Source organism: Allobosea sp. CCNWLY174 (assembly GCF_037120455.1).
In the GTDB taxonomy this organism is placed as follows: Bacteria; Pseudomonadota; Alphaproteobacteria; order Rhizobiales; family Beijerinckiaceae; genus Allobosea; species Allobosea lupini.
Genome location: NZ_JBBBBQ010000004.1, coordinates 143,326 through 170,247, shown reverse-complemented (window position 1 = coordinate 170,247; position 26,922 = coordinate 143,326). Strand labels below are relative to the sequence as shown.

Annotated in this window: 29 protein-coding genes; 16 read left to right on the top strand and 13 right to left on the bottom strand. The window is 68.7% G+C overall.

Going from position 1 to position 26,922, the window contains the following annotated elements:
- Positions 1-66 precede the first annotated feature (66 nt).
- Positions 67-807 carry a 16S rRNA (uracil(1498)-N(3))-methyltransferase gene (locus tag V7S63_RS14360; protein ID WP_336530716.1) on the bottom strand — a complete coding sequence of 247 codons (741 nt, stop codon included), beginning with the start codon at positions 805-807 and terminating at the stop codon, positions 67-69.
- Between the two features lie 175 nt (positions 808-982).
- Between V7S63_RS14360 and V7S63_RS14355 the strand changes: the two genes are divergently transcribed.
- Together V7S63_RS14355 and ubiA are read left to right on the top strand one after the other, a co-directional pair.
- Entirely contained in the window at positions 983-1,453 is a 471-nt protein-coding gene (locus V7S63_RS14355; protein WP_336530715.1) for a hypothetical protein, read from the top strand.
- 15 nt (positions 1,454-1,468) lie between these two features.
- The gene (ubiA, locus tag V7S63_RS14350) at positions 1,469-2,419 is read left to right on the top strand and encodes a 4-hydroxybenzoate octaprenyltransferase (RefSeq protein ID WP_336530714.1); all 951 of its coding nucleotides are present in this window, start codon (positions 1,469-1,471) and stop codon (positions 2,417-2,419) included.
- Between the two features lie 87 nt (positions 2,420-2,506).
- Here the strand turns inward: ubiA and V7S63_RS14345 are convergent, their stop codons facing one another.
- On the bottom strand, positions 2,507-2,995 hold the full coding sequence (locus V7S63_RS14345) for a DUF6101 family protein (protein ID WP_143079678.1): 489 nt from the start codon (positions 2,993-2,995) through the stop codon (positions 2,507-2,509).
- Between the two features lie 288 nt (positions 2,996-3,283).
- Here V7S63_RS14345 and V7S63_RS14340 point away from each other — a divergent pair, with 288 nt between their 5' ends.
- The 5 genes from V7S63_RS14340 to lpxK all read left to right on the top strand — a co-directional run bounded on the left by V7S63_RS14340 (position 3,284) and on the right by lpxK (position 7,668).
- The gene (locus tag V7S63_RS14340; RefSeq protein WP_336530713.1) at positions 3,284-4,111 is read left to right on the top strand and encodes a 3'(2'),5'-bisphosphate nucleotidase CysQ; all 828 of its coding nucleotides are present in this window, start codon (positions 3,284-3,286) and stop codon (positions 4,109-4,111) included.
- 206 nt (positions 4,112-4,317) lie between these two features.
- The gene (locus V7S63_RS14335) at positions 4,318-4,560 is read left to right on the top strand and encodes a DUF4170 domain-containing protein (RefSeq protein ID WP_100959168.1); all 243 of its coding nucleotides are present in this window, start codon (positions 4,318-4,320) and stop codon (positions 4,558-4,560) included.
- Between the two features lie 26 nt (positions 4,561-4,586).
- Positions 4,587-5,336: a lysophospholipid acyltransferase family protein gene (locus tag V7S63_RS14330; protein ID WP_100959169.1), complete on the top strand. Its 750-nt coding sequence runs from the start codon at positions 4,587-4,589 to the stop codon at positions 5,334-5,336.
- Complete coding sequence (locus tag V7S63_RS14325) at positions 5,333-6,634, top strand: 3-deoxy-D-manno-octulosonic acid transferase (protein WP_100959170.1); 1,302 nt, start codon at positions 5,333-5,335, stop codon at positions 6,632-6,634. Before V7S63_RS14330 ends, V7S63_RS14325 begins: the two co-directional genes overlap by 4 nt.
- The gene (lpxK, locus tag V7S63_RS14320) at positions 6,634-7,668 is read left to right on the top strand and encodes a tetraacyldisaccharide 4'-kinase (RefSeq protein ID WP_336530951.1); all 1,035 of its coding nucleotides are present in this window, start codon (positions 6,634-6,636) and stop codon (positions 7,666-7,668) included. The genes V7S63_RS14325 and lpxK overlap by 1 nt, the downstream gene beginning before the upstream one ends.
- Here the strand turns inward: lpxK and V7S63_RS14315 are convergent.
- Positions 7,636-7,857, bottom strand: coding sequence for a DUF2093 domain-containing protein (locus tag V7S63_RS14315; RefSeq protein ID WP_336530950.1), 222 nt, complete (start codon positions 7,855-7,857; stop codon positions 7,636-7,638). The two genes, lpxK and V7S63_RS14315, sit on opposite strands and share 33 nt — an antisense overlap.
- 119 nt (positions 7,858-7,976) lie before the next feature.
- On the opposite strand from V7S63_RS14315, the gene V7S63_RS14310 reads away from it, so the two are divergent.
- Complete coding sequence (locus tag V7S63_RS14310) at positions 7,977-8,822, top strand: dienelactone hydrolase family protein (protein ID WP_091832449.1); 846 nt, start codon at positions 7,977-7,979, stop codon at positions 8,820-8,822.
- Positions 8,823-8,854: 32 nt separating this feature from the next.
- Here the strand turns inward: V7S63_RS14310 and V7S63_RS14305 are convergent, their stop codons facing one another.
- Positions 8,855-9,583, bottom strand: coding sequence for an SGNH/GDSL hydrolase family protein (locus V7S63_RS14305; protein WP_167561574.1), 729 nt, complete (start codon positions 9,581-9,583; stop codon positions 8,855-8,857).
- Positions 9,584-9,739: 156 nt separating this feature from the next.
- Positions 9,740-11,263: an exodeoxyribonuclease VII large subunit gene (gene xseA, locus V7S63_RS14300; RefSeq protein WP_336530712.1), complete on the bottom strand. Its 1,524-nt coding sequence runs from the start codon at positions 11,261-11,263 to the stop codon at positions 9,740-9,742.
- 92 nt (positions 11,264-11,355) lie between these two features.
- Between xseA and purD the strand changes: the two genes are divergently transcribed.
- The 5 genes from purD (at position 11,356) to V7S63_RS14275 (ending at position 15,299) form a co-directional block, all read left to right on the top strand.
- Positions 11,356-12,636: a phosphoribosylamine--glycine ligase gene (gene purD / locus V7S63_RS14295; RefSeq protein WP_336530711.1), complete on the top strand. Its 1,281-nt coding sequence runs from the start codon at positions 11,356-11,358 to the stop codon at positions 12,634-12,636.
- A 60-nt stretch (positions 12,637-12,696) separates the two neighbouring features.
- Complete coding sequence (locus tag V7S63_RS14290) at positions 12,697-12,951, top strand: type II toxin-antitoxin system VapB family antitoxin (RefSeq protein WP_091831901.1); 255 nt, start codon at positions 12,697-12,699, stop codon at positions 12,949-12,951.
- Positions 12,948-13,373 (top strand): type II toxin-antitoxin system VapC family toxin, encoded by a 426-nt coding sequence (locus tag V7S63_RS14285; RefSeq protein WP_336530710.1) that lies wholly within the window; start codon positions 12,948-12,950, stop codon positions 13,371-13,373. Before V7S63_RS14290 ends, V7S63_RS14285 begins: the two co-directional genes overlap by 4 nt.
- Positions 13,370-14,284 (top strand): alpha/beta fold hydrolase, encoded by a 915-nt coding sequence (locus V7S63_RS14280; RefSeq protein WP_336530709.1) that lies wholly within the window; start codon positions 13,370-13,372, stop codon positions 14,282-14,284. Before V7S63_RS14285 ends, V7S63_RS14280 begins: the two co-directional genes overlap by 4 nt.
- 145 nt (positions 14,285-14,429) lie before the next feature.
- Positions 14,430-15,299, top strand: coding sequence for a patatin-like phospholipase family protein (locus V7S63_RS14275; protein ID WP_336530708.1), 870 nt, complete (start codon positions 14,430-14,432; stop codon positions 15,297-15,299).
- On the opposite strand, the gene V7S63_RS14270 is transcribed toward V7S63_RS14275, so the two are convergent.
- Positions 15,259-16,005, bottom strand: coding sequence for an ArsR/SmtB family transcription factor (locus V7S63_RS14270; RefSeq protein ID WP_336530707.1), 747 nt, complete (start codon positions 16,003-16,005; stop codon positions 15,259-15,261). The genes V7S63_RS14275 and V7S63_RS14270 overlap by 41 nt on opposite strands.
- A 150-nt stretch (positions 16,006-16,155) precedes the next feature.
- Between V7S63_RS14270 and V7S63_RS14265 the strand changes: the two genes are divergently transcribed.
- On the top strand, positions 16,156-16,896 hold the full coding sequence (locus V7S63_RS14265; protein ID WP_336530706.1) for a sulfite exporter TauE/SafE family protein: 741 nt from the start codon (positions 16,156-16,158) through the stop codon (positions 16,894-16,896).
- Positions 16,897-16,903: 7 nt separating this feature from the next.
- On the opposite strand, the gene V7S63_RS14260 is transcribed toward V7S63_RS14265, so the two are convergent.
- Positions 16,904-17,284 (bottom strand): hypothetical protein, encoded by a 381-nt coding sequence (locus V7S63_RS14260; RefSeq protein ID WP_336530705.1) that lies wholly within the window; start codon positions 17,282-17,284, stop codon positions 16,904-16,906.
- Positions 17,285-17,599: 315 nt separating this feature from the next.
- Positions 17,600-18,028 carry a nucleoside deaminase gene (locus tag V7S63_RS14255; RefSeq protein ID WP_442896475.1) on the bottom strand — a complete coding sequence of 143 codons (429 nt, stop codon included), beginning with the start codon at positions 18,026-18,028 and terminating at the stop codon, positions 17,600-17,602.
- A gap of 170 nt (positions 18,029-18,198) precedes the next feature.
- Here V7S63_RS14255 and V7S63_RS14250 point away from each other — a divergent pair, with 170 nt between their 5' ends.
- On the top strand, positions 18,199-20,403 hold the full coding sequence (locus tag V7S63_RS14250; protein WP_336530703.1) for a pseudouridine synthase: 2,205 nt from the start codon (positions 18,199-18,201) through the stop codon (positions 20,401-20,403).
- A 72-nt stretch (positions 20,404-20,475) separates the two neighbouring features.
- Complete coding sequence (rsmD, locus tag V7S63_RS14245; protein WP_336530702.1) at positions 20,476-21,036, top strand: 16S rRNA (guanine(966)-N(2))-methyltransferase RsmD; 561 nt, start codon at positions 20,476-20,478, stop codon at positions 21,034-21,036.
- Positions 21,037-21,144: 108 nt separating this feature from the next.
- On the opposite strand, the gene V7S63_RS14240 is transcribed toward rsmD, so the two are convergent.
- From V7S63_RS14240 to V7S63_RS14220, 5 genes are all read right to left on the bottom strand, one after another.
- The gene (locus V7S63_RS14240) at positions 21,145-21,411 is read right to left on the bottom strand and encodes a GIY-YIG nuclease family protein (protein WP_336530701.1); all 267 of its coding nucleotides are present in this window, start codon (positions 21,409-21,411) and stop codon (positions 21,145-21,147) included.
- A 166-nt stretch (positions 21,412-21,577) separates the two neighbouring features.
- Positions 21,578-23,398, bottom strand: coding sequence for a DNA mismatch repair endonuclease MutL (gene mutL / locus V7S63_RS14235; RefSeq protein WP_336530700.1), 1,821 nt, complete (start codon positions 23,396-23,398; stop codon positions 21,578-21,580).
- 22 nt (positions 23,399-23,420) lie between these two features.
- Entirely contained in the window at positions 23,421-24,713 is a 1,293-nt protein-coding gene (locus V7S63_RS14230) for a M16 family metallopeptidase (RefSeq protein WP_336530699.1), read from the bottom strand.
- Between the two features lie 54 nt (positions 24,714-24,767).
- Complete coding sequence (locus V7S63_RS14225; protein WP_091831921.1) at positions 24,768-26,063, bottom strand: M16 family metallopeptidase; 1,296 nt, start codon at positions 26,061-26,063, stop codon at positions 24,768-24,770.
- Between the two features lie 144 nt (positions 26,064-26,207).
- Positions 26,208-26,870 carry a hypothetical protein gene (locus V7S63_RS14220; protein ID WP_336530698.1) on the bottom strand — a complete coding sequence of 221 codons (663 nt, stop codon included), beginning with the start codon at positions 26,868-26,870 and terminating at the stop codon, positions 26,208-26,210.
- Between the last annotated feature and the right edge of the window lie 52 nt (positions 26,871-26,922).

Sequence of the window (26,922 nt, the reverse complement as noted above, 5' to 3'; positions counted from 1 at the left end):
AAACGCGGAAGCGGCCACCGCGTTCCGAGCAGCGGGAGAGAAGCCGACGGCACGCAAGTTGCGGAGTTATCTGGCGGACCAGTCGCCCAATGTCGCCTGCACGACGGCGAGCGCAGCGACCGCCGCCGTATCCGCTCGGAGAATGCGCGGGCCAAGCGACAGGCGCAGCACCCGCTCGCGCTGCAGAATCAGAGCGCGCTCCGATTCGTCGAAGCCGCCTTCCGGGCCGATCAACAGGGCGATCGGCCCGCGGGGGGCCTTCTGCAAGGCGGCGATCGGACTCTGCGGCTCCTGCGCCTCGTCGCAGAAGACCAGCAGCCGCTCCGGCTCGAGCCCGGCGAGCGCTGCCGCGAGCGGCTGCTCTGCTCTGATCTCCGGTAGAGCGAGGATACCGCATTGCTCGGCCGCTTCTACCGCATTGGCGGCGAGCCGGTCGAGATTGAGCCGCGAGACCTGAGTGAAGCGGGTCAACACCGGCTGAAGCACGCCCGCCCCCATCTCGACCGCCTTCTGGGCCATGTAGTCGAGCCGCGCATGCTTCAGCGGCGCGAAAAGGTAGAGAAGACCGGGCGCGGGCGGCTGCGGGCGGGTTTGGTTCAGCGCCTCCAGGCTGGCCTGTTTGCGTCCTTCCGCCCGGATCGCGCAGAGCCACTCGCCGTCGCGGCCGTTGAAGACGAGGATGGTGTCGCCGCTGCGCAACCGCAGCACGTTCAGCAGATAATTGGCTTGGTCGCGCGCGAGGTCCAGCACGGCGCCCGGTGCCAACGGCGCCTCGCTGTACAGCCGGTGCTTGGTGAAATCCCGCATGCTCTTCGAATCCGATCCCGTCATAACGGCGCGAAAGTCGCCACAATCCCACGCTATCGGCAAGCAATCTCGGTGAAATGCGAGCCGGCGCTTGTTGGTGCACGGCTCTCACTGTTATGGAAAGGCCCGCGACGCCGGGACGGGCGTGGGTGACGGGACAAGAGCGGAGCGGATGATGCGGCGATACGCGACCCTGAAGCTGGCAGTGGCGCTGGCTGGGCTGGCCCTGGCCGAGCCGGCATTCGCGCAGGTGCCCTCGGGCTGCGAGAACATCCAGAAGCTCATGCAGGAGCGCCAGTCGATCGTCGGGCAGCTCAACGCGAACGCGAAGGCCAAGCGCAAGATGACGCCCCAGCAGGCCTGCGGCATCCTCGGTCGGCTTGTCGGCAACGGCAATACCTTGATCAAGTTCGCGTCCGCCAACCAGGACTGGTGCCAGATTCCGGCGAGCTTCGTCGACGGCATGAAGGCCGACAACGAGAAGGCCGGCGCCATCCGCGGCCAGGCCTGCAATGCGGTAAAGCAGCAGGCGCAGATGCAGCGCCGCGCCCAGCAGCAGGCGCAGCAACAGCAGGGCGCCAACCCGTTCGGCGGCGCCGATTCCATCACTGGCGGCCCGATGCGCGTGCCGCAGGGCGCGCTCTGACCCGGCGGTGCCAATATGGCACCCTCGCCTCCACTCGCTGACGCACCGCTTCCCGACGCCCTGAAAGGACATTGGGTCGATACGAAGGCGCCTTCGGGACTACGGCCCTATCTCAAGCTCGCCCGGATCGAGCGCCCGGTCGGATGGCAGCTCCTGCTGCTGCCGTGCTGGTGGGCAGCCGGGCTTGCCGCGATCGCGGCAGGACTGCCTGTCCCGAACCTCTGGCATTGCCTGCTGTTCCTGATCGGCGCGATCGTGATGCGCGGCGCCGGCTCCACCTTCAACGACATCGTCGATCGCAAGCTCGACGCGCAGGTGGCGCGCACCCGCGGCCGTCCCCTGCCCTCCGGCCAGGTCAGCCCGAAGCAAGCGGCCGCCTTCATGGTCGGGCTGTCCCTCGTCGGCCTCGTCATCCTGCTGCAGTTCAACCGCTTCACGGTGATCGCCGGCATCGCCTCGCTGGCGATCGTCGCGATCTATCCGTTCATGAAGCGGATCACGAACATGCCGCAATTCGTGCTCGGCCTCGCCTTTTCCTGGGGTGGACTCGTCGGCTGGAGCGCGGTGTTCGGCCAGCTCGATGCGCCGGCCTATCTGATCTACGCCGCTGCGGTGTTCTGGACCATCGGCTACGATACGATCTATGCGATGCAGGACATCGAGGACGACGTCATCGCCGGGATCAAGTCGAGCGCCCGCTATTTTGGCGCCTTCACCCAGCAGGCGGTCGGGCTCTGCTACGGCATGACGATCGCGCTCGCCGGCGTCGCCGCCTGGTTCGCGGGGGCGGGGCCGGTCGCCTTCATCGGAGTGGCGCTGTTCGCGCTGCACCTCGGCTGGCAGGTCCACAGCATCGCAGGGGCAGACGGGCCTACGGCGTTGAAGCTGTTCCGGTCGAACTGGCATGCCGGCCTGTTGCTGGCGGCCGGCTTCGCACTCGATGCGCTGGTGAAGTTCGCGTTCTAGCGACCGAAAATCACTCGGTCATTCCAGGGCAATCCAAAAGGATCGAGCCCGGAATGACGGTTTGCTTCTGCGCTAAGCCATCCTGCTCTAGGACAAGATCTCGCCGCGGATCACCACGGGGCGCTCCGGCAGGCGGCCGGTCTTGCGCCGCGTCAGGAAGCGCGGGCGGCGGCCGGCAAGCAAAGCATGCCGGCGGCGGATGCGGACCGCGCCGAGCGCGACCCGGCCGAGCTGCGGATAAGGTTCCGTGATCGCTCCGTCGCTGGTTTCGAGCAGCAGCGGCAGGCCGCTCGTGCGGCCGGCATCGCGCCAGACGGCGATGGCATCGTCCTGATCGAGCACAGCGACAACGACCGAACGGCCATCGCCCGCGGTCAGAGCAACCTGAAAACGGTCATCATCGGCGATCGCGCCGCCGGCGAGGCGCAGCGCGATGCCGCGCCAGCCCTTGCCGCCACGCAGGATACGCACCGGCCCGACACGCTCGATGCGTGGGCTATTTTGCTGCTGCGGCGCTTGCGCCGACTGCGAGGGCTGCCCGCTCTGATTATGCGCGCTGCTGGGGAAGGCAGGCACGCAGCCAGCCTCCCCAGCAGCCGGCGTGACGCTGGCCATCGGTTTTAACGCCTCTCTCTTAATCCCTGCTGCCCGGAACCCTCTGTGGATGCGGGGTTCTCGTGCTCTGCAGGGAGGAGAGTGGCGGGAAGGATTGTCCGAGCGCTTAAGCTTGAGGGTTAAACAAAGGTGTTGAAGCGGTTTTCCGCCCTTTTGCGGTTGGTTTCCCGGTTGATGCTTGACGGAATCTTTCTCCCGATGGTGGCTTTTTCCTTGTTCAGCCGCCCCGCAAGGCCGTAACGAAGTGCGATGACATCCACACCATTGCCGATCGCCGGGGATCTGTTGGCCGCCGTCGAAGCCGCCTGCCACGAGGCCGGTGGCCTCGCGCTCGACCTGTTCCGCCCCGGGGCGAATACCGTCGCCAAGACCTGGTCGAAGGCCGGCGGCTCGCCGGTGACCGAAGCCGATATCGGTGTCGATACCTTCCTGCATGTCCGCCTCGCGGCGCTGCTGCCGGAAGCCGCCTGGCTTTCGGAGGAAACGGCTGACGACACGATCCGGCTGTCGCGCCGCTTCGTCTGGGTGGTCGATCCGATCGACGGCACCCGCGCCTACATGGCGGGCTCGGCCGACTGGGCGGTCTGCGTCGCCCTGCTCGACGAAGGGCGCCCCATCCTCGGCGTGGTGCATGCGCCGGCAGGGACGACGACCTATACGGCGGTCAGCGGCGGTGGAGCGCAGAGCAACGGCAAGCCGATCCGCGCGAACGGGCTCACGACGCTCGCCGGTGCCCGCATCGCAGGCCCAAAACCGATCCTCGACGCCCTCGCCCGCCAGCAGGATTTCGTCGCGGCGGACAAGATTCCGTCGCTGGCGCTGCGCCTGACCCGCATTGCCGACGGAACGATCGATGCCGGGGTGGTCTCACCGGATGCGCGCGACTGGGATCTCGCCGCCGCCGATCTCGTGCTCAAGGAGGCCGGCGGCCAGGTCACGACCTCCGATGGCGAAGCGCTCAGCTATAACCGCGAGATACCGGTCCACGGCATGCTGATGGCGTCTGGAACCAGTCTTGCCACCTCACTCGCGCAGGCGCTGCGCCGGCTGCGCGAGAGCCAGCCGCAGCGGAGCTGAAGCGCGGCGCGACGCCGCTGCCGCAGCGCCAGGGCGAAAGCTGCCGGAAATAACCGCAATTTGTTGGCGATCGGCCCTCGCGCGCGCGCGGCTGATGGCTTATCTGATCGCACGGCAAAAGCGCAGGCAAGGCAGGTCGGAGCAAGTCCGGCGCTGCTCCAGCTTGCTTTCGACGCAGACCTCAGGACACCGGTCGGAGACGAACGATGAGCACGAGCCAGGACACCAAGCAGCTGCTGCACCTCGTGATCGGCGGCGAGTTGAGCTCGCTCGACGGGGTCGAGTTCAAGGATCTATCCCAGGTCGACATCGTCGGCGTGTACCCGAACTACGCCGCCGCCCATGCGGCCTGGAAGTCCAAGGCGCAGCAGACCGTCGATCAGGCCCAGACCCGCTATTTCGTCGTCCACCTGCATCGCCTGCTCGATCCCTCGACAGCCCAGAGCTGATCTGAAAGACGCTGCAGTCCGGCTCGATGGGATTTTCGCTGCTCAAGACGAAGTTCGCGCAGGAGGCGCTTGGGCGCAGCCTCGCCTATTATCTGCGCCTGGTCAGGCGCACGAACCGCTTCGTCGTCGAGCCGGCCGACGTCTATGATCGCGTGCGCGGCGAGCTGCCGCTGATCATCGCGATGTGGCACGGCCAGCATGTCATGATCCCGTTCGCCCGGCCGGAGTGGATGCCGTCCTGCTCGCTGGTCTCGCGCCATGGCGACGGCGGCTTCAACGCCGTCGCGCTGCGCGAGCTCGGCATCGGGGCGATCCGCGGCTCGGGCGCCTCTGGCAAGAAGGTCCGCGAGAAGGGCGGCGCGCCGGCCTTCCTCGCCATGGTCCGCCGACTCGCCGCCGGCGACACCATGGTGCTGACCGCCGACATCCCCAAGCGCGCCCGCATCTGCGGCCCGGGCATCGTCCAATTGGCGCGCGCCTCGGGGCGGCCAATCCATCCGATCGCCGTGGTGACCAGCCGGCGCATCGACTTCAACAGCTGGGATCGCGCCTCGATCGGCCTGCCCTTCGGGCGCGGTGCCATCGTCGTCGGCGATCCCGTCTGGGTTGCGCGCGAGGCGGACGAGGCGACCTGCGAGGCGGCGCGCCTTGCCGTCCAGGCCGGGCTCGACGCCGTACATGAGCGCGCCTATGCGCTGATCGGCGCGCGCGATCCCGGCGCGGACCTGCGTGAAATCCAGGCTGCAAAAGCAACGGCCAAGGCCAGCGCCGCATGATCGGCCGCAGCTTCATCATCCAGACCTACCGGACGCTCACCGCCCTGCTCGAGCCGGCAGCCGCCGGCCTGCTGCTCTGGCGGCGCCGGCGCGGCAAGGAGGACCCGGCACGCCTTTCCGAGCGGCGGGGCCATCCGAGCATCGAGCGGCCGGCGAAGACGCTCGTCTGGCTGCATGGCGCCAGCGTCGGCGAGACGGTGACGCTGCTGCCCCTGATCGAGCGGCTGCAGCGGCGCGGGCTCGCCGTGCTGGTGACCTCGGGCACGGTGACCTCGGCGCGCCTCCTGGCGCAGCGCCTGCCGGCCGGGGCGATCCATCAGTTCCTGCCGCTCGACGTTCCCCGCTATATGCGCCGCTTCCTCGACCATTGGCGCCCCGATCTCGGCCTGATCTGCGAATCCGAAATCTGGCCCAATCTGATGATCGAAGCCGGCAAGCGCAGCGTGCCGCTCGTCCTGGTCAATGCGCGCATGTCGGAGCGCTCCTTCCGGCGCTGGTACAAGTTCCCGCAGACCTCGCGCTATCTGCTCTCCGGCTTCGACCGCTGCCTGGCCCAATCGCAGGAGGACGGGCAACGCCTCGCCCAGCTCGGCGCACCGCGCGTCAGCATCGCCGGCAACCTGAAATTCGACGTCCCCGCCCCACCGGCCGACCCCAATACGCTTGCCTTGCTTGACGGCCTCGCCGCCGGCCGGCCGGTCTGGGTCGCCGCCTCGACCCATCCGGGCGAGGAAGAGGATGTGCTCGCGGCCCATCTCGGCGTCAGGACGCATCTGCCAAAGCTCCTCACCATCGTCGTGCCCCGCCATCCCGATCGCGGCGCTGAGGTCGAGGCGCTGGCGCAGGCCAACGACGTCGCCAGCGCCCGGCGCTCGCTCGGCCACCTCCCCGAGCGCGACATAGACTTCTACATCGCCGATACGCTCGGCGATCTCGGCCTGTTCTACCGGCTGGCGCCGGTCGCCTTCATCGGCGGCTCGCTCGCCCCCATCGGCGGCCACAACCCGATCGAGCCGGCCAAGCTCGGCTGCGCCCTGCTGCATGGCCCGCTCGTGCATAAATCCGCCGATCTCTTTGCCGCCTTCGATGCCGGCGGTGGCGCAATCCAGGTCGCCGACCGGCAGGAGCTGGCCCAGGCAGTGCATCGCTGGCTCAGCGACCCCGCTGCAGCGCGCCAGGCCGCGCGGGCCGCAGCCCGCACCAGCACCGAGCTCAGCGGCGCGCTGGAACGGACCGTCCAGGCGATCGAGCCGCTGCTGCTGCGCGCGACCATCGGCCAGCGCGAGAGCGTGGAGTGATGCGCGCCCCGGGCTTCTGGTGGCACGCGCCGCCATCCGCCCTCGCCCGGCTGCTGCAACCGCTCGGGATGCTCTATGGCGCGGTCACGCTGAAGCGCATGCGCCGTCCGGGTATCGAAGCCGGCCTTCCGGTGATCTGCGTCGGCAACTTCGTCGCCGGCGGCGCCGGCAAGACGCCGACCACGCTGGCGCTGGCATCCCGGCTCGCCACGATGGGTGAGACGCCCTTCGCCCTGACGCGCGGCTATGGCGGGCGGCTGCCCGGCCCGCTGCGGGTCGATGCGGCCCGGCACGCAGCCGTCGACGTTGGCGACGAACCCCTGCTGCTGGCGGCGCAGCTGCCGACGATCGTAGCGCGGGAGCGGCCAGCCGGCGCTGCGCTCGCACGCGAAGCGGGCGCCAGCGTCGTCCTGATGGATGACGGGCTGCAGAATCCCGCGCTGCACAAGGACCTGCGACTGGCGGTCGTCGACGGCGTCGCTGGCGTCGGCAACGGGCTTTGCCTGCCGGCCGGGCCGCTGCGCGCGCCGCTCGCCGGGCAGCTCGGGCAGGTCGATGCCCTCGTCGTCATCGGCGAGGGAGCGGCCGGCGAGCATGTCGCCGCGCACGCACTCACCGTCGGCAAACGCGTGCTGCGGGCCAAGCTCGTGCCGCCGGTCGACATTCAGGCGGAGCTCGCCGGCCTATCGGTTCTGGCCGCCTCGGGGATCGGGCGGCCCGAGAAATTCGCGGCGACGCTGCGCGCCGCCGGTGCGCGGCTTGCCGGCCAACGCGCTTATGGCGACCACCACGCCTATTCGGATGCCGACGTCGCGGCGCTGATCGGCGACGCCAAGGCGAAGGCCTGCCGCATCGCCGTCACCGAGAAGGACATGGTCAAGCTCGCGCCGCTCTGGCCGGCGGCCGAACGCTCGCTCCTTCTGTGCGTGCCGGTCACGCTCGTCTTCGAGGATGACGCAGCACTCGACGCGCTGCTGCGTCACGCCGTCGTGAAGGCCCGCTCAGCTGCGGCCGGCGCGTCGCAGGCGCAATAGCACCGCCTCAGGCGAGGCATAGGCCTCCTGCCAGTCGACCGACCAGTAGCGCAGATCCTCGAGCCGGATCGCAGCACCAGTGACGGCGCAGCGGACGAAGGCGCCAGGGCGCACGACGCGGAACTCACCATGGCCGTAATCGACCAGCGCTTCCGATCCTGAAGGGGGCAGACGTTCGTTGATGTTCATCATAGGGCCGGGGGATCGAGCGGCGGACGGTTAGCGTACAGGTTGCAGCTTGACGCAACCATCTCTGAAACCACGCATTGTTCCAATATGGTCTTTCTGTGATAGCGTCAGTTCCGATGATGTCCAGCCTGACCCGCGCCACCTTGCTGGCGATTGGTCTTGTTTCCCTGCTCGCGGAAGCCGCGATGGCGGGCGGCTATGAACGCGTCCGCATCCCGCATGACGATTACCAGCTCGACGGTGTGATGTTTCGGCCCACAGGCCCGGGACCGTTCCCTGCCGTCGTCGCATTGCATGGGTGCGGCGGTCTCTGGCGCGAGCCCGACAAGCTTTCGATGCGGCATAGCGACTGGGGCGAGCGCCTTGCCGGGACCGGGCTCATCGTCCTGATGCCGGACAGCTACGGGTCGCGCGGGCTCGGTTCGCAATGCGGCGTCAAGGACGTCACCATCCGCGCCAGCCGCGAACGCGTCGGCGATGCGATGGCGGCACGGCGCTGGCTGCAGGACCGTCCCGATGTCCGCCGCGATGCAATCGCGCTGCTCGGCTGGTCGGGCGGTGGCTCCACCATTCTGGCTGCAATTCGAAAGGACCGCCGGCCGGCCGACCGCCAGCCGGATTTCGCCCGCGCCGTCGCCTTCTATCCCGGCTGCCGGTTGCAATCGGAGTCGGGGAGCTTCGAGGCCAGGCTGCCGACCCTGATCCTGATGGGGGACGCCGACGACTGGACGCCGCCTGCCCCTTGCGACTTCCTCGCCAAGGCCGCCCGCGCCCGTGGCGAACCGGTCGAGCTCGTGCTCTATCCCGGCGCGGTGCATGATTTCGACCATCCGCGCCTGGACAAGCGCGAGAAGGAAGGCGTTGCCTATTCGGCCTCCGGAACCGGCAAGGTCACGGTGGGCACCGACCCGGCCGCGCGCGACGATGCGATCAGGCGCGTGAAGGCCTTCCTGATGGGCAAGTGAAGCGGGCCGGCGAGCAGCGGCCTTATCAAAGCTCAGCGTGCCGAGGCCGTCAGCGTCACAGCCGGCTTGTCGCCCAGGAGTGAGCGGGCGATGTCCTGCGCGAGGCAGCCATAGCCGGCATCGCTCATATGGAAACGGTCGCCGGCGAGCGCCGCCATGAAGCCCTCCGCGTCGCGCTGATACCAGCTCAGCATCGCCTGGTAGCGCGACAGCACCGGAACCGCCTGCGTCCTAGCGACGTCGGCGATGGCGTCGACATAGGCGCGATAACGCGCCGTCTCCTTGATGCCCGGATAGAACTGCGGATCAAGGATGACGAGCCGGGTCCGGGCCTGCTTGGCGGCGGCGATGCCATCCGCCACGAGATTGCGGAAGGTGCCGAGGTCGCCGCCGTTCACCGCGTCGTTCGTGCCGACCTGCCAGATCACCAGATCGTAGCGGCCGTCCACCAGCGCAGCCTTCAGGCGCAGAAGCGTCTGCGGCGCGGTTTCACCACCGATGCCGGCATTGACCATCTCGATGGAGCGGCCTCCGAGCCCTTCGCGCAGCAGCGAGCCGAGTCGGGCCGGATAGGTCTTGTCCTTGCCGCTGGCGCCGATTCCTTCAGTCGAGGACGAGCCGATGGCGAGAATGCGCAGGGGAGCGCTACCCCCCTTCCAGGCGGAAGCGAGATCAGCGGCATCGCGTGTGAGAGTCGACGGCCTGCAGACGAACTCGGTCGCGTTTGCCTGCTGAGCCTGCAGGCCCAGAGGCGCAAGCATGGCAAAGGCACAAGCAAGGCGTATCCGGAAACCGGCGAGCATCAAGGACCATTCCCCCAACCGCTATCAGGCAGCGATTAGCCAGCGCTAGCTGAACGCTATCTGAACGGGACGCGGTTCATCCAAATTGGTGGTGAATGACCGGTTTTCGGAATGTCAGAACAGATCGCCCTGCCCGCTCCCGCCGACCGCCTTGCGCGCGGCCTGTCGCGGCACCTGCGGCGGAGAAGCCCCGCCCGGCACAATCGCGCCGAAGCTGCCGTCGGCGAGCGTGACCTGAAGGGCCAATCCCGGCCGCGCTGCCGTGGCGCTGCGCAGCAGATTGCCGCCCTCGTCGCGCACCAGCGCATAACCGCGCGCCAGCACCGCCTGCGGCCCGAGCGAGGCGGCGAGCGCCCAGACGCTCTCCAGCCGGTCGCGGCGGCGCTGAACCTGGCCGGTGAAAGCTGCGACCGCGCGCGCAGCGACGGCATCGAGCCGATCGCCGGCGCGGGCGATACGGTCGCGCTCGGTACGAAGAAGCGCGCCGCGCGCCGCCGCGAGCCGCTTGCCGAGCCCATCGAGCCGGGCCGCATGGGTGGCAAGCCGTGCCGCCGGCGATTGCGCATGCAGGCGCCGATCGAGCTGCGCCAGGCGCTGTTCATAGGCGCGGGCATTGCGCGCCAGGGCCGGACCGAGCCGCGTAGCTGCGAGATCGAGCCGCTGGCGCGGCGCCGCCAGCAGGGTCTCGGGCGTCGGCAGCGCGCGGGCGAGCGCGCGCAGGTCGTTGCGGCGGCGCTCGGAGAGGCGCAGCGTCGCGCCGGAAAGGCGGCGCGAGAGATCGGTCACCTGCGCCAGCAGCTCGGCCCGCACCGGCACGACCTTCTCGGCCGCGCCGGTCGGCGTGGGGCTGCGCAGATCGGCGGCATGGTCGATCAGGGTGACGTCGGTCTCGTGGCCGACCGCCGAGACCAGCGGGATCAGCGAGGCCGCGGCGGCGCGGACCACCACCTCCTCGTTGAAGCCCATCAGGTCCTCGAGCGAGCCGCCACCGCGCGCGACGATGATCACATCCGGACGTGGAATCCGGCCGCCTTCCGGCAGCGCGTTGAAGCCGGCGATCGCATTCGCGACCTCGGCCGCGCTGCTCTCGCCCTGGACGCGGACCGGCCAGACCAGGACCTGACGTGGAAAACGTTCCTCCAGCCGGTGCAGGATGTCACGGATGACGGCGCCGGTCGGCGAGGTGACGACGCCGACCACGCGCGGCAGGAACGGGATGAGCTGCTTGCGGCCGGGATCGAACAGGCCCTCGGCGGCGAGCTTCTTGCGACGCTCCTCCAGCAGCGCCATCAGCGCGCCGATGCCGGCCGGCTCCAGGGAATCGATGATGATCTGGTAGCTCGATTTGCCGGCGAAGGTGGTGATCTTGCCGGTGGCGATGACCTCGAGCCCTTCCTGGGGCTTGGTCTTCAGCCGGCCGAAGACGCCCTTCCAGATCACCGCGTCGATCTTGGCGTTGGCATCCTTCAGCGAGAAATAGACATGGCCGGAGCCGACCGGCCCGCGGTAGCCGGAGATTTCGCCGCGGACGCGCACGAAACCGAAGGCGTCCTCCAGCGTGCGCTTGAGCGCTCCGGAGAGGTCGGAAACCGACCATTCGGGGGCGTTGCCGGCGGGCGGAGGCGATTCGTTGTCCATGGATCGTATTTAACGACACGACGACGCCAGCAGAAGCGTTGCTCCGCCAGCCCGCGGCAGCTATTGCGCCTTCGAGCAAGCGGAGAGATGCGATGAACATTCTTCTGATCGGGTCCGGCGGGCGCGAGCATGCCCTGGCCTGGGCGATCTCATCCTCGCCGCTCTGCGACAAGCTCTTCATCGCGCCGGGCAATCCCGGCACCGGCCAATGCGGCGAGAATGTCGTGCTGGATATCGCCGACCACCGCGCTGTTGCCGATTTCTGCAAGCTGATGGGCGTCGGCCTCGTCGTGGTCGGGCCGGAAGGCCCACTGGTCGAAGGCATCACCGACGATCTCGAAGCCGCCGGGATCAAGACCTTCGGTCCGTCGAAGGCGGCCGCGCAGCTCGAAGGCTCGAAGGCCTTCACCAAGGAACTCTGCGCCGAATTCGGGATTCCGACCGCCGGTTTCGCCCGCTTCACCGACGAAGCCGCTGCCAGGGCCTACGTCGCCAAGACCGGCGCGCCGCTGGTGATCAAGGCCGACGGACTCGCCGCCGGCAAGGGCGTGGTCATGGCCGAGACCGTCGAGCAGGCCAATGAGGCGCTCGCGATGATGTTCTCGGGCGGGCTTGGCGCGGCGGGAGCCGAGGTGGTGATCGAGGAATGGATGATCGGCGAGGAAGCCAGCTTCTTCGCGCTCTGCGACGGCACACATGCGCTGCCGCTCGCCTCGGCCCAGGACCACAAGCGCGTCGGCGACGGCGACACCGGCCCGAACACCGGCGGCATGGGCGCCTATTCGCCGGCTCCGGTCATGACCAAGGCATTGGAGCAGCAGGTCATGGCCGAGATCATCCAGCCTACGCTGATGGGCATGAACCAGCGCGGCACGCCCTTCAAAGGCATTCTCTATGCCGGGCTGATGATCACCGCCGATGGCCCGAAGCTGATCGAATACAACACCCGCTTCGGCGATCCCGAATGCGAGGTGCTGATGCCGCGCCTGAAGAGCGACATCGTGCCTGCCCTGCTCGCCGCGCGCGACGGCGTGCTCAACGCCGTAGACCTGCGCTGGTCCGACGAGGTAGCGCTGACGGTGGTGATGGCGGCGAAAGGCTATCCCGGCACACCGGAGAAGGGCAGCGTGATCAAGGGCATCGACAAGGCCGCCGCCGAGAAGGACGTGCTGGTCTTCCATGCCGGCACGCAGGCGAAGGACGGCGATATCGTCGCCAATGGCGGGCGCGTGCTGAACATCGTGGCGCTCGGCAAAAGCGTCAGCGAGGCGCAGGCGAAGGCCTATGCGGCCGTCGACCTGATCGATTGGCCGGGTGGCTTCTGCCGGCGCGACATCGGCTGGCAGGCGGTCAAGCGCGAGCGCGAAGGCTGACAAAGCGACCGCCGCTTCGTATATATATCGAGATACGATCGATATATATACGAGGATGCCATGGCCATCCTGATCAAGGATCCCGAAACCGACCGTATCGTGCGCGAACTTGCCGCGCGCACCGGTAGGACGATCACCGATGCGGTCAAGACAGCGGCGGAGCGCGAGCTCGCTGAGCTGCCCCCACGCAAGGGACGGATCGACATGGAGAAGCTGGAGCGAACGCTCGCTGAAATCCGCTCCTATCCAAGGATCAACGAGCATCTGACCGATGACGAAATCATTGGCTATGATGAGAACGGCGTTCCCTCGTGATCAGCTCGCCGATCGTAGTCGACAGCTCGGCGATCATCGCCATCCTTCGCAACGAGCCTGAACGAGACAGGCTGCTAGCCGCGCTCAACGCCAGTGCCGCCAACTTCTGCTCGATGGTGACCTTCTTTGAGAGCTTCATGGTTTCCACGAGCCGCAACGCCAATGCTCCAGTCGCCTTGCATCTAAGATTGCTCGAAGATCTTGGCATCGAGGCCGCCCCGCTGGACCAGAAGCAAGCCGTCCTCGCAGCCGAAGCTTTCGCTCGCTTCGGCAAGGGCCGCCACCCCGCAAAGCTCAACCTCGGCGACTGCTTCTCCTATGCTCTTGCCAAATCCTTGAACGCACCTCTGCTCTACAAGGGCGAGTACTTCGGCCGGACCGACCTCGTCGCGGCCGTAGCATCACAGGAGTTGCGGCCATGACCAATATCGACAGCCTTTTCCCCGGATTCGAGGCGCGCTGGATCGACGGGCCGGTCGGCAAGATCTTCGCCCGTGTCGGCGGCGAGGGGCCGCCGGTGGTGCTGATCCACGGCTTCCCGCAGACCCATGCCGAATGGCACGAGATGGCGGGCGAACTGGCCAAGACTCATACCGTCGTCTGCCCGGATCTGCGCGGCTATGGCTGGTCGGCGGCACCGCATGGCGATGGCGGCAAGGCGCTCTACAGCAAGCGCGGCATGGGCGAGGATATCGTCGCCGTCATGAGCGCGCTCGGCTTCAACCGCTTCGCCGTGATCGGCCATGATCGCGGCGCCCGCGTCGCCTACCGCCTGGCGCTCGACCATCCCGGCCGGGTCGAGCGGCTCGTCCTGCTCGACATCCTGCCGACCGTCTCGATGTGGGAAGGCATGGACGCGGCGCGCGCCATGCAGGTCTATCACTGGACCTTCCTGGCCCAGCCCGAGCCTGTGCCGGAGAAGCTGATCCAGGCCGACCCCGCCGGCTGGCTCGACCACACGATCGCGAGCTGGACGCGAGCCAAGAAGATCGAGGCCTTTCACCCGCTGGCCATGGCCGCCTATGCCGACTCCTTCAACGACCCATCGCGTATCCACGCCGCCTGCGAGGATTATCGCGCCGGTGCGACGACCGATCTCGCGCACGACAAGGCCGATCTCGGCGCGGGCAAAAAGATCCTCTGCCCGGTGCTGGTGCTCTGGGGCGAGGCCGGCATCCCGGCCAAGGGCGCAAGCCCGCTCGACATCTGGCACGAGACCTTCGCGCCGCAGGCAGAGGGGCAGGCAATCGCCAGCGGCCACTTCCTGCCGGAGGAGAATCCGCAGGACACGCTGGCAAAGGTGATACCTTTCCTGGTGCAACCGCTTCCATAAACATGCTGGTCATCCCGGACGCAGCGAAGCGGAGATCCGGGATCCATGCCTGAGCCTCACCAATATAGGTTCCGGAATGGATCCCGGGTCTCCCTTCGGTCGCCCGGGATGACTATGAAAGGGTAGAAGCGGATCGCCTTTCGCCATGACCTCAGCCCTGCCAGCGACGAACAAGGTCTCTTCGAAGCCCGAGCTCGTCCTCGTGCTCGGCTCGGGCGGCGCGCGCGGGCTCAGCCATATCCCGGTGCTGGAGGCCCTCGATGAGCTTGGTCTGAAGCCGGCGCTGATCGCCGGCTCGTCGATGGGGGCGATCGTCGGCGCGGCCTATGCCGCCGGCCTCTCCGGCCGCGACCTGCGTGCCCATGTCGAGGCAAGCTTCCGCGACCGGGCCCGGGTGATCGCCAGGCTGCTCGAAGCACGCATCGGCAAGATCGCCGATCTCTGGCGCGGCGGCCTCGGCAACCCCGTGCTGATCGATGGCGAGCGCCTGCTCGACCTGTTCTGGCCGCAGGCCGTGCCCGATCGCTTCGAGGAGCTCGGGATCCCTTTCCTCAGCGTCGCGACCGACTATCATCTGCATGACGAGGTCATGCTCGGCAGCGGCCCGCTGACGCCGGCTGTCGCCGCCTCGCTGGCGATCCCCGGCCTGGTCAAGCCGGTGACGATCGGCGGCCGCGTTCTGATCGATGGCGGCGCGATCAATCCCCTGCCCTATGACCGCCTGCTCGGACCGGGGCGCCTCGTCCTCGCGGTCGACACCAGCGCACCCGCGACGGTCAGCGACAGCCGCGTGCCCGAGCCGCTGGAAGCTATGGTCGGCGTTTCGCAGATCCTGACGCGGGCACTGGTCCAGCGCATGATCGAGCGCCAGCCGCCGGACATCCTGATCCGCGCCGGTGGCGAGGGCTTCGGCGGACTCGATTTCTTCCGCTGGCAGGCGATCCTCGACGCCGCCCAGCCGGCGAAGGACGAGGTCAAGCGGAGGCTTTCAGAGGCGCTCGAACGGGCGGCGTGACCGCCTCGGGCTCGTCGCAGCAGAAGCCCGGCAAGCCGGCCTCCAGCGCCGCACGCCCCTTCTCCGTCAGGACCACCGCGCGGCTATCCTTGATCCGCATTACCCAGCCCGTCTCAAGGCAGCGGCAGGCCAAGGCCGCCGCGAGCGAGCCGGCGAGATGCGGGCGGCGCTCGCTCCAGTCGAGACACGGGCGCAGCGCCGCCCGCCTGCCTTTGCTCGCCGTCGCCGGATCGATCCCCAGCCCGGCGAAGAGCGCGACGCCGGAACGGGTCAGCCCGTAGCCGCCATCGGCGACGGTGAGATGGCCGCCCGCCAAAAGCGCATCATGGATCGCGATGCCCAGGCGGCCGGCGAAATGATCATAGCAGGTACGGGCACGGGCGAGGTCGGCACTGATGCGCGAGGGCAACCGCCTGCCATTCGCCTGGCCGCCGGAGAGCACCATCAGCCCTTCCAATGCGGTCGCGACCTCCGGCCCGGCCAGACGGTAGTAGCGATGGCGGCCCTGCGCGGCGACATCGAGCAGGCCGCCCTGCATCAGCTTGGCGAGATGACCGCTCGCAGTCTGCGGCGCGACGCCTGCCAGGAAGGCGAGCTCCTTCGCCGTCAGCGCGCGGCCATCCATCAGCGCATGCAGCATGTTGGCGCGGGCGGGATCCCCCATCAGATGGGCGATCTCGGCGAGATAGGGTCCGTGCATGGCCATGGCTCGACGCCTCCATTGTGGCTGCCATGATGACGTCCGTGCCCGCTGAGGCAAGCAAGGACGCTACGGCGGGGACCGTAGTATCGAAAAGCGACAGCCGGGGTCAGGACTGCCAGAAGTCACGGCATCGCAATCGGGACTGGCAGGATCATGGACCAGACGACGCTCCTCACCTTCGTCGCCGCGACCTTCGTGCTCGCAGGCTTCGTCAAGGGCGTGATCGGGCTCGGCCTCCCGACGATCGCAGTCGGCGTGCTCGGCGTGGTGATGGCGCCGGCGCAGGCGGCGGCGCTGCTGGTCATCCCCAACCTCGTCACCAATAGCTGGCAGCTCGCCGGGCCAAGGCTCAAGGCCATCGCCATCCGTCTCTGGCCGATGCTGGCCGGAACCTGTGTCGGCACCTGGGCCGGAGCCGGGCTGCTGGAGAAGGCCAAGGACGGCTCGGCGACGCTCTGGCTCGGCATCGCGCTGGTGCTCTATGCGCTGGTCGGGCTGAAGGCGGCCAAGCTGCGCGTGCCCGAAAAGACCGAGATCTGGCTCGGCCCGCTGGTCGGCGTCATCACCGGCGCCGCCACCGCGGCGACCGGCGTCTTCGTGCTGCCCGCCGTGCCCTATCTGCAGGCGCTCGGCTTCGACAAGGACGAACTGGTGCAGGCGCTCGGCCTCTCCTTCATCGTCTCGACGATCGCGCTGTCCTTCGGGCTGGTCGGCGCCGGAGCGCTCGACCTGAAGGTCGCTGGCGCCTCGCTGCTGGCGCTGCTGCCGGCGCTGGCCGGGATGTGGTTCGGCCAGGCGATCCGCCAGCGGATCTCGGCCGCGACCTTCAAGCTCTGCTTCTTCGCCGGGCTATTGGCGCTGGGCGGCTATCTGGTCGTCCGGACCTTGCTCTGAGCTGAACTCAACGCCCGCGCCCGGCATAGGCCAGGCGGCGGCTGCGCTTGTGGCCATACCAGGCGATTTCGCGGTCGCCGACATCGACGTGTACGAGACCGTTCGAATAGGAGCCGACGCCGCCGACGCTCTCGATCTTCTTGGCAACGGCTGCGGCATTCCGTGGCGAGGTGGCGAGAGGACGGAAGTCGATGGCATTGCCGCGATAGTGCTGGGAGTTGCGGGCGTGGCGGCCGCCGCAGGTCGAGGTGATCTGGATCGGGCCGATCTTGGCGGTGAGTTCCTTGATCATGCCGAGGGTTTCCGGCTTCAGGCAGCCGAGCCCCTTCACCTGGGGCTGGAACGAGATCATCGCGAGATGGGTATCGGCGGCTAAGGAGGGAGACACGGACCAGCAGGCCGCGGACAGCGCAGCCAACGCAACTTTACGCATAATGGAGATTTACCGACTTTGGAGAATGGAAGGCTCAAGCCACCATTCCTTGGTCTGGCTGAGCAGTGCAGCGGCGACGTACGAATGATACAAGGCAAAAACATGGCGAAAAGCGCCAGCAACGCCTCGGTCGATCAACTCGAAGCGCCCTTACCCCATTGGAGCTAGATCGATCGGACTAGGCGCTCTTGGCCCTTACGTCGAAAAATATACACAATCTTGATAGCATATTTTCTATAGAAAATCGGTCTATTACTTCATTCGCAAATGCTAGCGCCTCTCGCGGAAGAAATCGCGCAGCAGCGCAGCCGCCTCGCGCTCGCTCAGGCCGCCATAGACCTCGGGCGCGTGATGGCAGCTCGGGCTGCGATAGAGCCTGACGCCGTTCTCGACCGCCCCGCCCTTAGGATCGGACGCTGCGAAATAGAGCCGCCTGATCCGGGCGAAGGAAATCGCCGCCGCGCACATCGGGCAGGGCTCCAGCGTGACATAGAGATCGCAGTCGATCAGCCGTTCCGACTGGATGGCGTCGCAGGCCAGCCGGATCGCCAATGTCTCGGCATGGGCGGTCGGATCCTTCAGCTCGAGTGTGCGGTTGCCGGCGCTCGCCAGCACCTCACCGCCACGGACGATCACCGCCCCCACCGGTACCTCGCCGCGCTCCGCCGCGGCGCGCGCCTCGGCGAGCGCCAGCGCCATCGGCGTCTCGATCCGCTTTGCGTCGATCGATCCCATCGAACCCCATCATTGCCGCTCGCAGCGGGCGAAGTCGCCTGCTACAAGCGCCGGCTAATACCAGATTCAAGAGCCGCTGCCGTCCCGGATCGCTTCGCAACCCGGTCCGCGATGATCCGGCTTCAGGAGCCACCATGAGCGACGACAACAACCAGAAAAGCCGCGGCCCGCGCAAGGGCGGCGGCGCCGGCGGCCGCGGCGGCGGGCGCGATGGCGGTCCTGGACGCGGTGGCTCCGGTGGCCGTCCGCCCGCGCGCGGCGGGAAGCCGCCCTTCCGTTCGCGCGATGGCGAGGAGCGCCCCCGGCGCGCACCGGCCGAAGGCGCCGAGCGCCGTAGCGATAGCGAGCGCCCTGCGCGCCGCTTCGAGAAGAAGCCATTCCGCGAGCGCCCGAGCGGCGAGCGGCCGCCGCGCGAGGGTGGCGAGCGGCCATTCCGCGACCGTGGCAGCGACGAGCGCCGCGCCAGCAGGCCGCCCCGGGATGGCGACCGGCCAAGTCGCGACAGGACCGGTGGTGACAGGCCCGGTGGCTTCGGACGTCCTTCCCGCGACGGCGCCCCGTCGCGCCCACCGCGCGATGGAGACCGTCCCTTCCGTGGACGTGGTGATGACGAGCGTCGTGCGGCACGCCCCTCCCGCGACGGCGCACCCTCGCGCCCACCGCGCGACGGCGGCGAACGTCCCTTCCGCTCGCGTGACGGTGAAGAGCACCGGCCGCCGCGCGAGCGCAGCAGCGACGGTCCGCGCACTGCCCGGCCGCCGCGTCGCGAGGAACGTGGCGAGGGCCGCAGCTTCGGCGGCGGCAAGCGCTTCGACACCCCGCGCGGCAGCAACCCGACGCGCACTCGTCCCGACCGGGCGCATCGCAACGCCGCCGAGATCGCCGAGGCCGTATCGGTTCCGGCTGCGCCGCAGGAGCCGGAGCGCATCGCCAAGGTGATGGCTCGCGCCGGTGTCGCCTCGCGCCGCGACAGCGAGGCGCTGATCGCGGAAGGCCGCGTCAGCGTCAACGGCAGGGTGATCGAGAGCCCGGCGCTCGATGTCGGCCCGAACGACGTCGTGCTGGTCGATGGCGAGCCCTTGCCGGCGCGTGAGCGCACGCGGCTCTGGTTCTACCACAAGCCGCGCGGCCTGGTGACGACCAACCATGATCCGGAGGGGCGCCCGACCGTGTTCGACGCGCTGCCGGAGGACCTGCCGCGCGTGCTCTCCGTCGGCCGGCTCGACATCAACACGGAAGGCCTGCTGTTGCTCACCAATGACGGCGGGCTGGCGCGGATGCTGGAGCTGCCCGAGACCGGCTGGCTCCGGCGCTATCGCGTGCGCGCCTTCGGCCAGGTCAACCAGGGCCAGCTCGACACATTGAAAGGCGGCGTCACCATCGACGGCGTCCAGTACGGCCCGGTCATCGCGCAGTTCGAGCGCGAGCAGGGCTCGAACACCTGGCTGACCGTCGACCTGCGCGAGGGCAAGAACCGCGAGGTCAAGACGGTGCTGGAGCATCTCGGCCTGCAGGTGAACCGGCTGATCCGGGTCTCCTTCGGCCCGTTCCAGCTCGGCGACCTGCCGGAGGGCGAGGCCGAGGAGGTCCGCTCCAAAGTGCTCAAGGACCAGCTCGGCACCGAGCTGATGGCCAAGGCCGGCGTCGATTTCGACTCGCCGCGGCGCGACGAGCACCGAGCGGACGAGAGACCTGCCCGCGGCCGGCCAGCGCCTGCCGGCGACGACCGGCCACGCCGCCGTCCGCGCGAGGAGCAGGCGGAGGAGGCCCGCCCGCTGCGTGGCGACAAGCCGTGGACCCGCGGCGTCTGGCGCGATGTCGAGGCCGAGCCGCAACGCGAGCGCAAGGCGCCACCGCGCCGCGGCGCCGATCCGAAGGAAGAACGGCAGGCGCGCGAGGCTACCGGCACCGTCACGCGTGTGCGCGACAAGGCGATCGCCGATCCGAAGGGCCGGCGCGTCAAGGTCGAGCGCATCAGCGCCAAGCCCAGCGACGAGCCGCGCGAGGACAGGCCGGCGCGCGCACCACGCAGCGAGCGGCCGAGCCGTGCGCCACGCGAGGAGAGCTTCGGCCGCGACCGCGGCGGTGAATCACCCTGGCGCGGCAGCGGCGACTGGGCCGACAAACCGCCGCGCGGCAAGCGCCCGCCAGGTGCTGGCGCTGGTTCCGACGAACGCCCTGCTCGGCCGTTCCGCGGCAAGCCGACCGGTGAGCGGCCAAGCGGCGATCGTCCGGGCGGACGCGGCCCGCGCCCTGGTGGCGACAAGCGCCCACCGCGCTCCGGTCCGCCACGTTCCGGTCCGCCGCGCTCTGGCGGCGGGCGTGACCGTCGCGGCTGAGGCGGGCATGATGCCGAAAAGCGGGACCCGGTTTTCGGGTTACATCATGCCCACAATGCAAGAGACCGCCTGATGCGCATCGTCGGGGGCCGCTTCGGCGGCCGGTCTCTCGCCAGCCCGAAGCCGGGCATCGGCGCGATCCGGCCGACCTCGGACCGTCTGCGGGAATCGCTGTTCAACGTGCTGGCGCATGGCCATGGCGATGCGGCCGACGGGGCGCGCGTGCTCGACCTCTTCGCCGGCACCGGCGCGATGGCGTTCGAGGCGCTGTCGCGCGGCGCCGCCTTCGCGCTTCTGGTCGATGACGGGGCCGAGGCGCGCGGGCTGATCCGCGAGAACCAGATGGCGCTCGGGCTCGCCGGCTATAGCCGCATCTTCCGCCGCGACGCGACCAGGCTCGGCCCGATCACCGGCATGGCGCCGTTCGACCTCGTCTTCTGCGACCCGCCCTATCGCAAGGGCCTGGGCGAAAAGGCGCTCGCCTCGGCGCGCGACGGCGGCTGGCTGGCAAAGGATGCGCTGGTGCTGCTGGAGGAAGCGGCGGACGCGCAGATCGCTCTGCCGGAAGGGTTCGAGGAGCTCGACCGGCGCGACTATGGCGAGACGCAGGTGCGGTTTTTGAGGGCAAGCTGAGCCTCTTCGTCATTGCGAGGAGCGCAGCGACGAAGCAATCCAGGGACGGCAAGGCACTGCGGCAAGCCCCCCTGGATTGCTTCGCTTCGCTCGCAATGACGGGGGGCGTCAGCCCGCCAAATCCTCATACAGATCGCGCCAACTCGGATTCATCGTCTCGATCAGCGCAAGCTTTCTGGCGCGCGAACCGCCCTTGATCTGCTTCTCGCGGCCGATGGCATCTTCCATTCGCTCGTGGCGTTCATACCAGACGAGGAGCTTGCAGCCGTATCGTTTGGTGAAGCCTGCCAATAATGCCTCTCTATGCTGCCAGACGCGTTCAGTAAGGTTCGCAATTGCACCGACATAGAGCGTACCGTTGCGCTGGCTCGCCATGATGTAGACAGCGGGTTCGCGCGTGCTCGACCTTCGGCTTCGACAATTCAAAGCATCAATAGCCGTCGTTGCGAGCGTAGCGAAGCAATCCAGGGGCGGCAGCGCTCCATGTCGTCCTGGATTGCTTCGTCGCTGACGCTCCTCGCAACGACGGGAGCGCTTTCCGTTACCGTCTCCCGAACAGCTTCTCGATATCGCTGAGCTTCAGTTCGACATAGGTCGGGCGGCCGTGATTGCACTGGCCGGAATTCGGCGTCGCCTCCATCTCGCGCAAGAGCGCGTCCATCTCCTCCGGCCGCAGGCGGCGGCCGGCGCGGACCGAGTTGTGGCACGCCATCGTCGCCAGGACATGGTCAAGCCTGCGTTCCAGCGAACCGGCATCACCATGCTCCGCGAGCGCGTCGGCGACATCGCGGACGATGCCCTGGAGATCGCCGCCTGCGATCGCGGCCGGCGCCTCGCGCACCAGCACAGCCCCTAGGCCGAAGCTCTCGATGACCAGGCCGAGCGAGGCGAGGTCCGAAGCCGCGGCGTTCAGCCGGTCGGCGTCGACGGGGTCGAGCTCGACCACCTCGGGCAGGAGCATGGGCTGTCGGGCGATGCCGCTCTTCGCGCGCTCGGCCTTGAGCCGCTCATAGACCAGCCGCTCATGCGCTGCGTGCTGGTCGACGATCACCATGCCGTCGCGGGTCTGCGCGACGATATAGGTGCCGTGGACCTGGGCGCGGGCCGCCCCTAAAGGCCGGTCGAGCGCGTCCTGCGGCGGCTCGGCGAGATGGGCGCGCGCATCGGCCGAAGGCATGGCGAGATCGGCGAAGCCGGCCTGCATCGACTGAGCTGGCATGGCTGACTCAGGGCTGCGCCAGTCAGCGATGCTGCCGAAGTTCGGGCGCTGGATCGTGGCCGGCCCGGCATTGCCGAAGCCGCCGCCCGAGAACACCGCGCGGAAGGCGTCGAGCGTGCGGGCGCCGCCGGTGGTGGTGGCGCGGTGGCCGGCGCCTGCCAAGGCCGCCTTGAGGCTCGACACGACGAGGCCGCGCACCAGCGCCGGATCACGGAAGCGAACCTCGCTCTTGGCCGGGTGGACGTTGACGTCGACGACGGCGGGATCGCAGAGCACGTCGAGATAGAGCACCGGGTGCCGGTCGGAGGGTACGACGTCGGCATAGGCGCCGCGCACCGCCGAGAGCAGTAGCTTGTCGCGCACCGGCCGGCCGTTGACCGCCATGTGGACGCCGGCCGAGGTGCCGCGATGGAAGGTCGGCAGGCCGGCAAAGCCGGAGAGCCGGACGCCTTCGCGCTCGGTCTCGACCGGCAGGGCGTTCTCCGGGAAATCGCGGCCCAGCGCGCGGCCGAGGCGGCGCAGATGGCCATCCGAACCGATCGGCTCGGCTGGCCAGTCGAAGGCGCCGGCATGCTCGCCCTCGAGCGAGAAGCGCACCTCGGGATGGGCGATGGCGAGCCGCCGCAGCATGTCGGAGACGGCCTGCGCCTCCGCGCGGTCGCTCTTCAGGAATTTCAGGCGGGCCGGGGTGAAGATGAAGAGGTCGCTGACCTCGATCCGGGTGCCGGGCGCTGCCGCCGCCGGCCTGACCGCGCCCTTGGCGCCGGCCTCGACCACGAGGGCGCAGCCCTGCGTCGCATCGCGCTGGCGCGTGGTGATCGACAGCCGCGCCACCGAGCCGATCGAGGGCAGCGCCTCACCGCGAAAGCCGAGCGAGCGGATGGCGAAAAGGTCGCCATCGGGGAGCTTGGAGGTGGCGTGGCGCTCGACGCAGAGGGCAAGATCGTCCGGGCTCATGCCGATGCCGTCGTCGACGACGCGGATCAACTCGCGCCCGCCGGCCCGAATGGTGACGGCGATGCTGGCAGCACCGGCATCGATCGCGTTCTCGACCAGCTCCTTCACCGCCGCGGCCGGCCGCTCGATCACCTCGCCGGCGGCGATGCGATCGACCAGGACGGGATCGAGACGGCGAATGCTCATGAGAGCTCCTCGGCCGGGAGCGTCAGACCAGCCCCACCGGCCGGCCGACGGCCTGGACGAGCAGCTTGCCCTCGCCGAACAGGCGCTGGGCGACGCGCCGGACATCGGCCAGCGTCACCGCCGCGAAGCGCTGGTTGCGGGTCTCGACGAAGTCCGGCTGCTCGCCGCGGATCGCAAGGCCGAGCAGTTCGCCGGCGATCTTCGGCGAGGTGTCGAAGCGCAGCGAATAGGAGCCGATCAGATAGCGCTTGGCCTCCTCGACCTCGTGCTCGCTCGGGCCTTCGGTCACGAGCTTGGCGATCTCCTCGCGGATCACGCTCATCGATTCGGCGACGCGGTCGTTGCGGGTCGAGGTGCCGCCGACGAGGAAGCCGGTCTGGCGCAGCGGCATCAGGCTGGAGGAGACGCCATAGGCGAGGCCGCGCTTCTCGCGGACTTCCATGAACAGGCGCGAGGTGAAGGCCGAGCCGCCGAGGATATGGTTCAGCACGGTCGCAGCGATGAAATCCGGATCGTCCCACATCAGGCCGGGGCCGACGAAGCGCAACACGGTCTGCGGCACGTCGAGATCGACGACACGGGTCTGGCCGAGCCCTGCGACCGGCAAGGGGGCTGCCGGCTCGACACGCGGCGCCCCGGCCGGCAGAGAACCGAAGAGAGCGTCGAGCCGCGAAGCCAGCTCGCTCGCGGTGATGTCGCCGACCGCGACGACCTTGAGACCGCCGCGGGTGAAGAGGCCCTGCGTCAGCGCCTTCAGCGCCGCGGGCTCGATGCCACCTACGCTGGTGACATCGCCGCGCTCCGGCCGGCCATAGGGATGGCCGGGAAAGGCGGCGGCGAAGAGAGCGTTGCGGCACATCACATCCGGGTTCTGCGCCTGGCGCTGCAGGCCGGCGATCACCTGCGCCTTGACCCGCGCGACCGCATCGGCGTCGAAGCGCGGCGCATTGAGCGCAAGGCCGAGCAATTCGAAGGCGGTCTCGCGATGCTGCGACAACGTCTGAAGCTGGCCGTGGAAGTCGTCGCGGCGGGCATCGAAGGAGAGGTTGATGGCGTGGTCGGCCAGCCGGCCCTGGAAGGCCTCGGCATCGAGATCGCCGGCGCCCTCATCGAGCAGGCCGGAGATGAGGTTGGCACTGCCGGCGGCATTGGCCGGATCGCGGTTGGCGCCGCCGTCGAAGGCGAAATCCAGGGCTAGCAGCGGCAGGCTGTGCTCCTCGACCAGCCAGGCCTCGACACCGCAAGCGGCGGTGACGCGCTGGACGGCGAGCGAGGGACCGGGAGTGGCAGTGGCGGGAGCGAGCGAAACGGTCATCGGCAATCCTCGGCGGCGGACCAGAGCCCGCCTATAATGGCTTTGAGCGCGATATCAGGCGGCGGCCGGCAGGAGCAGGCCTGTGACCGAGCGATCGGGGCGAAGATAGCGCCGAACCGCCTCCATTACCTGCTCGCGCGTCACGGCCTCGATGCGCTGCGGCCAGAGCAGCACGTCCTCGACGCTCTCGCCCACGGCGAGCGCCGAGCCGAAGATGCGGGCGAGCGAGGACTGGCTGTCGCGTGCGAAGACGGTTTCGGCCACGAGGCGGGTGCGGGCGCGGGCGAGCTCCAGCTCGGTCGGCCCTTCCGCGATGAAAGCGGCGAGCGCCGCATCGAGCCCGGCTTCGAGCGCCGCCATCTCGACACCCGGACGCGGGCTGACCGAGAGCTGGAAGGCAGAGCGGTCGACCATCGAGCCCATGAAATAAGCGCCGGCACCGGCGGCGAGTTCCTGCTCGACGCAGAGCTTGCGATAGAGCCGCGAGGTCGTACCCCCGCCGAGAATCTCGGCTGCGAGTTCGAGCGCGAAGGCTTCGTCACGCTGCGGCGAGACATAGGTCGGAGCCAGCCAGGCGCGGCGCAGCGAGGGCTGCTGCACGCGCGGATCGTTGAGGGCGACGCGGCGGGCGGCACGCGGTTCGGGCTCGGCCGGACGCTTGCGGGCAGGCGCCTCACCGCGGGCCGGGATCACGCCATAGGTCTCCTGGGCGAGACGCAGGACCTCGGCAGGCTCGACATCGCCGGCGACGACCAGGATGGCGTTCTCCGGCGTATAGAAGCGCTGGTAATAGGCGAAGGCGTCGTCGCGCGAGAGCCCCTCGATCTCGTGCTCCCAGCCGATGATCGGCGTCCCGTAGGGATGGTGGACATAGAGCGCGCTGGAGAACTCCTCGCCGAGCTGGGCGGCGGGGTCGGCGTCGACGCGCATGCGCCGCTCTTCCAGCACCACATCGCGCTCCGGCGCAACCACGCTCTCGTCGAAGGCGAGGCCGGTCATCCGGTCGGCCTCGTAGTCCATCATCGCGCGCAGGTGCTCCTTCGGCACGCGCTGGAAATAGGCGGTGTAGTCATAGGAGGTGAAGGCGTTCTCCTGGCCGCCATAGCTCGCGACGATCTTCGAGAACTCGCCGGCCGGCCATTTCGCCGTACCCTTGAACATCAGGTGTTCGAGGAAATGGGCGATGCCCGACTTGGCGGCCGGATCGTCGCCGGAACCGTTGCGGTACCAGACCATGTGGGTGACGACAGGGGCGCGGTGGTCGGGCGCGACCACGATCTGGAGCCCGTTGGCGAGCCTGTAGGAGTCGATCTGGCTGGCTGTGTTGGCGGGAGCGGTGTGCACCGTCATGACCTTGAAAAGCTCCTGCAGATCGCGAGGTCCAGAAACGAAGCGGCTCGGGCCCGCATGGACCCGAGCCGGAACGGGGGCTCGTGCTCTAGATAGTCCGGCTGCGGCAGAAAACCAACGCAGCGCAAGACAATGGCATGCAGCCTATTGGTTCTCGTAGACCTTCTGGCCGACGAGGAACTCGCGCTGGCCGACAGCCTGCTTGTCCTCGCGCGGACCGGTCTGACCGGGGCCGAGCGCGGCCGTCGCGGCCGGGCGGCGATAGCCGGTCGGCGGCTCGTGCAGGAAGCGCCGAGCCGGCTCGGTGCCGTAGGCGAGGTTCGAGGTATCGGTCTGCGCCTGACGTGCCGCCATGTCGCGGCCGATACGGATCGGCTCGATCTGATTGTTGCCGGTGTTGTGGTCGGGAACGATACCTTCGGGCCCGTTGGCACGACCTGCGACGCGGCCGCGGCGCAGTTCCTCCTGCGACATCAGCGGCCTGGTGTTGGCGCGGTAGGCCTCGGTGGTCGAGAACAGGATGTTGGAGCTGTCGCGCTCGGCCTTGCGGCGGGCGACGTCCGGATCGTCCGGCCAGGCGGCGCTACGGTTGGCGCCGGCCTCCTGCGGCTTCGGCAAGGTGGAGGACGGCGGCACAACCAGCGGAGCGCGCTGCTTGTACTCGATATCCGCCTTGTCGCGGCCGAACAGGCCCATGCCATCGACCAGGTTCTTGAAGAGCATGCCCTCCTGGGCGAAAGCAGGGGTCGTCGCCAGCAGCAGGCCGCCGGCAAGCAGCATGCGCGAAGCGCGGATCCGATAAGCCATCTCACCTCTCCATACCGATACCTGCCGCGTCTTGCCTGAGCGACACGGCGAA

Coding starts and splice junctions, on each gene's coding strand:
- V7S63_RS14360 (WP_336530716.1), bottom strand. CDS start 807: ATGCGGGATTTCACCAAGCACCGGCTGTACAGCGAGGCGCCGTTGGCA.
- V7S63_RS14355 (WP_336530715.1), top strand. CDS start 983: ATGCGGCGATACGCGACCCTGAAGCTGGCAGTGGCGCTGGCTGGGCTG.
- ubiA (WP_336530714.1), top strand. CDS start 1,469: ATGGCACCCTCGCCTCCACTCGCTGACGCACCGCTTCCCGACGCCCTG.
- V7S63_RS14340 (WP_336530713.1), top strand. CDS start 3,284: ATGACATCCACACCATTGCCGATCGCCGGGGATCTGTTGGCCGCCGTC.
- V7S63_RS14335 (WP_100959168.1), top strand. CDS start 4,318: ATGAGCACGAGCCAGGACACCAAGCAGCTGCTGCACCTCGTGATCGGC.
- V7S63_RS14330 (WP_100959169.1), top strand. CDS start 4,587: ATGGGATTTTCGCTGCTCAAGACGAAGTTCGCGCAGGAGGCGCTTGGG.
- V7S63_RS14325 (WP_100959170.1), top strand. CDS start 5,333: ATGATCGGCCGCAGCTTCATCATCCAGACCTACCGGACGCTCACCGCC.
- lpxK (WP_336530951.1), top strand. CDS start 6,634: ATGCGCGCCCCGGGCTTCTGGTGGCACGCGCCGCCATCCGCCCTCGCC.
- V7S63_RS14315 (WP_336530950.1), bottom strand. CDS start 7,857: ATGAACATCAACGAACGTCTGCCCCCTTCAGGATCGGAAGCGCTGGTC.
- V7S63_RS14310 (WP_091832449.1), top strand. CDS start 7,977: ATGTCCAGCCTGACCCGCGCCACCTTGCTGGCGATTGGTCTTGTTTCC.
- V7S63_RS14305 (WP_167561574.1), bottom strand. CDS start 9,583: ATGCTTGCGCCTCTGGGCCTGCAGGCTCAGCAGGCAAACGCGACCGAG.
- xseA (WP_336530712.1), bottom strand. CDS start 11,263: ATGGACAACGAATCGCCTCCGCCCGCCGGCAACGCCCCCGAATGGTCG.
- purD (WP_336530711.1), top strand. CDS start 11,356: ATGAACATTCTTCTGATCGGGTCCGGCGGGCGCGAGCATGCCCTGGCC.
- V7S63_RS14290 (WP_091831901.1), top strand. CDS start 12,697: ATGGCCATCCTGATCAAGGATCCCGAAACCGACCGTATCGTGCGCGAA.
- V7S63_RS14280 (WP_336530709.1), top strand. CDS start 13,370: ATGACCAATATCGACAGCCTTTTCCCCGGATTCGAGGCGCGCTGGATC.
- V7S63_RS14275 (WP_336530708.1), top strand. CDS start 14,430: ATGACCTCAGCCCTGCCAGCGACGAACAAGGTCTCTTCGAAGCCCGAG.
- V7S63_RS14270 (WP_336530707.1), bottom strand. CDS start 16,005: ATGGCCATGCACGGACCCTATCTCGCCGAGATCGCCCATCTGATGGGG.
- V7S63_RS14265 (WP_336530706.1), top strand. CDS start 16,156: ATGGACCAGACGACGCTCCTCACCTTCGTCGCCGCGACCTTCGTGCTC.
- V7S63_RS14255 (WP_442896475.1), bottom strand. CDS start 18,028: ATGGCGCTGGCGCTCGCCGAGGCGCGCGCCGCGGCGGAGCGCGGCGAG.
- V7S63_RS14250 (WP_336530703.1), top strand. CDS start 18,199: ATGAGCGACGACAACAACCAGAAAAGCCGCGGCCCGCGCAAGGGCGGC.
- rsmD (WP_336530702.1), top strand. CDS start 20,476: ATGCGCATCGTCGGGGGCCGCTTCGGCGGCCGGTCTCTCGCCAGCCCG.
- V7S63_RS14240 (WP_336530701.1), bottom strand. CDS start 21,411: ATGGCGAGCCAGCGCAACGGTACGCTCTATGTCGGTGCAATTGCGAAC.
- mutL (WP_336530700.1), bottom strand. CDS start 23,398: ATGAGCATTCGCCGTCTCGATCCCGTCCTGGTCGATCGCATCGCCGCC.
- V7S63_RS14230 (WP_336530699.1), bottom strand. CDS start 24,713: ATGACCGTTTCGCTCGCTCCCGCCACTGCCACTCCCGGTCCCTCGCTC.
- V7S63_RS14225 (WP_091831921.1), bottom strand. CDS start 26,063: ATGACGGTGCACACCGCTCCCGCCAACACAGCCAGCCAGATCGACTCC.
- V7S63_RS14220 (WP_336530698.1), bottom strand. CDS start 26,870: ATGGCTTATCGGATCCGCGCTTCGCGCATGCTGCTTGCCGGCGGCCTG.